Raw genomic sequence first — 4,568 nt, 5'->3', positions numbered from 1 at the left:
TGGCGATAGCCCACATATGCGGCCTTCGATGTGTAGTTTTTGGTGAAGACCAGGTGACCAACAACGCTGAATCCCGCATTTTTCCAGGCGGCCATAAAGCGATCGACGCGGTTCCAGCCATAGAAGCTCACCATTAACGCGTCTTTTTTGAGTACGCGGTACATTTCATTACAGGCTGGTTGCAGCCATTCATCGGTTTTATCGCCGGCGATGGTGCGCCCGGAACGGTCACGGAAACCGACGAGATACGGCGGGTCGGTGAGGATGAAATCGACAGCATTGCCCGGAAACGTGGCCATAACACGCACGCAGTCACCCAGGATAAAACGGGACATAACAGCACTCCTTCTCTTACAGAGGGCACCGGGAGGGCACCCCTGTGGTGCCCGTTCCCCGCTGCCTGTGGGCTGTTCACCGCGTCCGGTAACGGGTCAGGCCGACCGTGGAATACCGCAGCCGTCGTCTTTTTGACGGCGAGGATATGCCGCGAAAGCGGCTTGAAGGGCGTTCATCAGAAAAGGGCGACGGGCTGGCGTACACTGTCACCAACGCCAGCCGGGAGCGGTAAAAGCGCCCGTCCCGTGCCCGGCCGGACGCGGGACACTGACCACAGGCAGCGTTCCTGCCGCGCCGCGTCAGCCGGCGCAGTAAAAAGAGGAGCCCGGCGACATCTTTTGTTACCCGCCAAACAAAACCCAAAAACAACCCATACCCAACCCAATAAAACACCAAAACAAGACAAATAATCATTGATTGATGGTTGAAATGGGGTAAACTTGACAAACAAACCCACTTAAAACCCAAAACATACCCAAACACACACCAAAAAAACACCATAAGGAGTTTTATAAATGTTGGTATTCATTGATGACGGTTCAACAAACATCAAACTACAGTGGCAGGAAAGCGACGGAACAATTAAACAGCACATTAGCCCGAACAGCTTCAAACGCGAGTGGGCAGTCTCTTTTGGTGATAAAAAGGTCTTTAACTACACACTGAACGGCGAACAGTATTCATTTGATCCAATCAGCCCGGATGCTGTAGTCACAACCAATATCGCATGGCAATACAGCGACGTTAATGTCGTTGCAGTGCATCACGCCTTACTGACCAGTGGTCTGCCGGTAAGCGAAGTGGATATTGTTTGCACACTTCCTCTGACAGAGTATTACGACAGAAATAACCAACCCAATACGGAAAATATTGAGCGTAAGAAAGCAAACTTCCGGAAAAAAATTACATTAAATGGCGGGGATACATTCACAATAAAAGATGTAAAAGTCATGCCTGAATCTATACCGGCAGGTTATGAAGTTCTACAAGAACTGGATGAGTTAGATTCTTTATTAATTATAGATCTCGGGGGCACCACATTAGATATTTCTCAGGTAATGGGGAAATTATCGGGGATCAGTAAAATATACGGAGACTCATCTCTTGGTGTCTCTCTGGTTACATCTGCAGTAAAAGATGCCCTTTCTCTTGCGAGAACAAAAGGAAGTAGCTATCTTGCTGACGATATAATCATTCACAGAAAAGATAATAACTATCTGAAGCAACGAATTAATGATGAGAACAAAATATCAATAGTCACCGAAGCAATGAATGAAGCACTTCGTAAACTTGAGCAACGTGTATTAAATACGCTCAATGAATTTTCTGGTTATACTCATGTTATGGTTATAGGCGGTGGCGCAGAATTAATATGCGATGCAGTAAAAAAACACACACAGATTCGTGATGAACGTTTTTTCAAAACCAATAACTCTCAATATGATTTAGTTAACGGTATGTATCTCATAGGTAATTAATGATGGACAAGCGCAGAACCATTGCCTTCAAACTAAATCCAGATGTAAATCAAACAGATAAAATTGTTTGTGATACACTGGACAGTATCCCGCAAGGGGAACGAAGCCGCCTTAACCGGGCCGCACTGACGGCAGGTCTGGCCTTATACAGACAAGATCCCCGGACCCCTTTCCTTTTATGTGAGCTGCTGACGAAAGAAACCACATTTTCAGATATCGTGAATATATTGAGATCGCTATTTCCAAAAGAGATGGCCGATTTTAATTCTTCAATAGTCACTCAATCCTCTTCACAACAAGAGCAAAAAAGTGATGAAGAGACCAAAAAAAATGCGATGAAGCTAATAAATTAATTCAATTATTATTGAGTTCCCTTTATCCACTATCAGGCTGGATAAAGGGAACTCAATCAAGTTATTTTCTTACCAGTCATTACATAATCGTTATTATGAAATAATCGTTTGCACTGTCTCTGTTATTCAGGCAATTTCAATAAAGGCACTTGCTCACGCTCTGTCATTTTCTGAAACTCTTCATGCTGCATTTCGATTTTTCTTCTAAAATCATAACTTGCATACCTGTTCTTTTTATGTATATCCAGATCTATTTTTGTGACGAGTTCAAACCACAATGATAGCACTCCCCATGCAGCGTTATGAAACATTTCCGCAACAGATTTAGAGTCTGTATTAACCGCTTCAGTCATGTAGTCGCTAATACGTTCTGCAGTGATTTTCGTTATTTCATCGTAATTCATTTTATCCCCTACAAGACTATTTAATGGAATGAAAAATATTTGGTCTGATAACAATGCTCCTGAATTAACACCTGCAGGCTATGTTAAAGTTGCCCTCACACACAATCTACCTGTTTTCTCGTGTGTGTCACAGGCGCAATACATAAATAGTCTGGCCATTAAGTTCGTAACGGATTTCGTACTCGCCAGCAAAAATCCGTCTGACATCCCTGGTTTCAAACTGAAACAACTGTTCATCCCATACGTGGATGAGTTAACAGAATGACCGGCGCCTGTGTCAGGGACTACACCGTTTTGGCTGCAGCTGGTTTACTGACCAACGCCAGAAAATCATATAACTGCGTCAATGTCAGCGTATCCAGCGCGACTGTATTATTTTTCTCTGCAACCAGAATATTGCATTAGGTTATTACCAGGTGTTCTAATGTACAGGTAAAGACGTTCTTTATAATCTGAAATCTCTACTTTTAATCCCTCAGACTTTGCCTGCTGAAAGCCCTCGTCAAGGTGCGCTTTTATTAGGTTAATGTCTGGATGTCTTGTATCGGGGGCAATTCTGTATTGGTGTAACGATGGGGTGGATGTTCCCTGCAATAAGACCTCCAGATAGAGATTGGCACAACCATTCCCATTATTTCTAATAGTTTATTGGTAATCACAAACTGTATATTTAGCCATTATATTGAATCCTGTGAAGTAAACGGCGACGGCTCAAAATTTTATCAAACCTAAGATAATTCTACCATCAAAGTTAATAATTTGAATTTATATGACGGCTCTATGGGGGGGTAAAAATCCCCGTGCAGAGAGGCGATTTTCAGAGTTGAAAACGTCGTCGTTAAGAACACCAAAGTCAGTACCACCAACCCGGAAAGTAGCTTCATGCACCGGGACAACAGCAGTTTTGGTGTCCGAAATCGTACAATTCTGTACATCTACGCAAGGAAATGTACGGAAGTAAGCCAAATGGTTATCGGACGGTCGGAACATTTCGTACAGCCTTTACGTTCAGTGAGTTAGCTGGCCTAGATGTAACCACTCGTTCAACTCAATTCTCTTAGCGTGGGAAAATTTCCGTTTTCCAAGCGGCCCCCTCAAGCGGACCCCTTATAGTACAATAATTTTCGATATCCAAACTGCCCCCAATTACATCTCCAGTCTCTGGCAGCAGAGATCATATATTTCCATTGCCGCCGTAGCCACGATATTCTGGCTATTCACAAAAACAATTTAGCCCCAAAGCGCAGTAAAAAAGTACACTATGAAGGTGTATGATACCTTCATAGTGCTTAAGTAATTATGAGTAATATAATCTGTGTAAACTACTAATTGCTTCACCGTCAGTGATTAAATGCGTAGCTGTTCCTTGTCTTATATAATACCTATTTTCAAAATGACAGACTTCTCCGACACTTTTTATTTCGATTTTTAAAACATGCAGTCCTTCATATGAACATAATGAAATATCTTTTAGTATTTGTTGTTTCAAAGCCTCATTAAAATTAAATGATTCTATTTTTTGTTTTATGAACAGAAAGTAATTATCTATGTTTTTTGATTGAATTACAGCTTCATGATCAATTCCATTGATATAATAGCCATTGCACTCAATAGGGGTAACACCATATAAAGTCTTAACTCTGTCTGCCGTAGCTTTGGTATCGGAAACACCAACTAAAATATAACCATTAGATTCTCTACCGATGTTATTTATGGCGACAGCCGTTTGGACTATATTAATGAAACATTCTTCGTCTATTTTATTCTCGCCTGAGAGAATAAATAATCCCTGTTTGGTAATGACTCCAACTTATTGATAGTGTTTTATGTTCAGATAATGCCCGATGACTTTGTCATGCAGCTCCACCGATTTTGAGAGGCACTGTTGCAAATAGTCGGTGGTGATAAACTTATCATCCCCTTTTGCTGATGGAGCTGCACATGAACCCATTCAAAGGCCGGCATTTTCAGCGTGACATCATTCTGTGGGCCGTACG

At 42.2% G+C, this 4,568-nt stretch carries 6 protein-coding genes and 3 pseudogenes; 3 read left to right on the top strand and 6 right to left on the bottom strand.

What is annotated here, in order from left to right:
- Both K0778_RS24900 and K0778_RS24895 read right to left on the bottom strand, forming a co-directional pair.
- Positions 1–335, bottom strand: a 335-nt coding sequence (locus tag K0778_RS24900; protein ID WP_250112226.1) for a DNA methyltransferase, incomplete at its 3' end; no start/stop codon positions are given.
- 76 nt (positions 336–411) lie between these two features.
- Entirely contained in the window at positions 412–639 is a 228-nt protein-coding gene (locus tag K0778_RS24895; RefSeq protein ID WP_170942586.1) for a hypothetical protein, read from the bottom strand.
- On the opposite strand from K0778_RS24895, the gene K0778_RS28425 reads away from it, so the two are divergent.
- From K0778_RS28425 to K0778_RS24885, 3 genes are all read left to right on the top strand, one after another.
- Positions 540–746 (top strand): hypothetical protein, encoded by a 207-nt coding sequence (locus tag K0778_RS28425; RefSeq protein WP_306173356.1) that lies wholly within the window; start codon positions 540–542, stop codon positions 744–746. The genes K0778_RS24895 and K0778_RS28425 overlap by 100 nt on opposite strands.
- A gap of 105 nt (positions 747–851) precedes the next feature.
- A complete protein-coding gene (parM, locus tag K0778_RS24890; protein ID WP_000959884.1) occupies positions 852–1,814 on the top strand; it encodes a plasmid segregation protein ParM in 963 nt (320 codons plus the stop codon).
- Between the two features lie 2 nt (positions 1,815–1,816).
- Positions 1,817–2,167, top strand: coding sequence for a plasmid partitioning/stability family protein (locus tag K0778_RS24885; RefSeq protein WP_000361389.1), 351 nt, complete (start codon positions 1,817–1,819; stop codon positions 2,165–2,167).
- Positions 2,168–2,367: 200 nt separating this feature from the next.
- Here the strand turns inward: K0778_RS24885 and K0778_RS24880 are convergent.
- The 4 genes and pseudogenes from K0778_RS24880 to K0778_RS24870 all read right to left on the bottom strand — a co-directional run.
- Positions 2,368–2,571, bottom strand: a pseudogene (locus tag K0778_RS24880) (hypothetical protein); the annotation flags it as partial.
- Positions 2,572–2,698: 127 nt separating this feature from the next.
- Positions 2,699–2,933, bottom strand: a pseudogene (locus K0778_RS24875) (type II toxin-antitoxin system RelE/ParE family toxin).
- A 935-nt stretch (positions 2,934–3,868) separates the two neighbouring features.
- Positions 3,869–4,312 (bottom strand): hypothetical protein, encoded by a 444-nt coding sequence (locus tag K0778_RS28710; RefSeq protein WP_370726574.1) that lies wholly within the window; start codon positions 4,310–4,312, stop codon positions 3,869–3,871.
- A gap of 69 nt (positions 4,313–4,381) precedes the next feature.
- Positions 4,382–4,447: pseudogene (locus K0778_RS24870) on the bottom strand (IS1 family transposase); the annotation flags it as partial.
- Between the last annotated feature and the right edge of the window lie 121 nt (positions 4,448–4,568).

It is taken from the genome of Escherichia sp. XD33 (assembly GCF_019375075.1).
GTDB lineage: Bacteria > Pseudomonadota > Gammaproteobacteria > Enterobacterales > Enterobacteriaceae > Enterobacter > Enterobacter flexneri_A.
The sequence above is the reverse complement of the archived record's forward strand: the minus strand, read 5'-3'. Positions and strand labels throughout refer to the sequence as shown.

Excerpts from the sequence above, each read along its gene's own strand:
- K0778_RS24885 (WP_000361389.1), top strand. The coding sequence starts at position 1,817 with ATGGACAAGCGCAGAACCATTGCCTTCAAACTAAATCCAGATGTAAAT.
- parM (WP_000959884.1), top strand. The coding sequence starts at position 852 with ATGTTGGTATTCATTGATGACGGTTCAACAAACATCAAACTACAGTGG.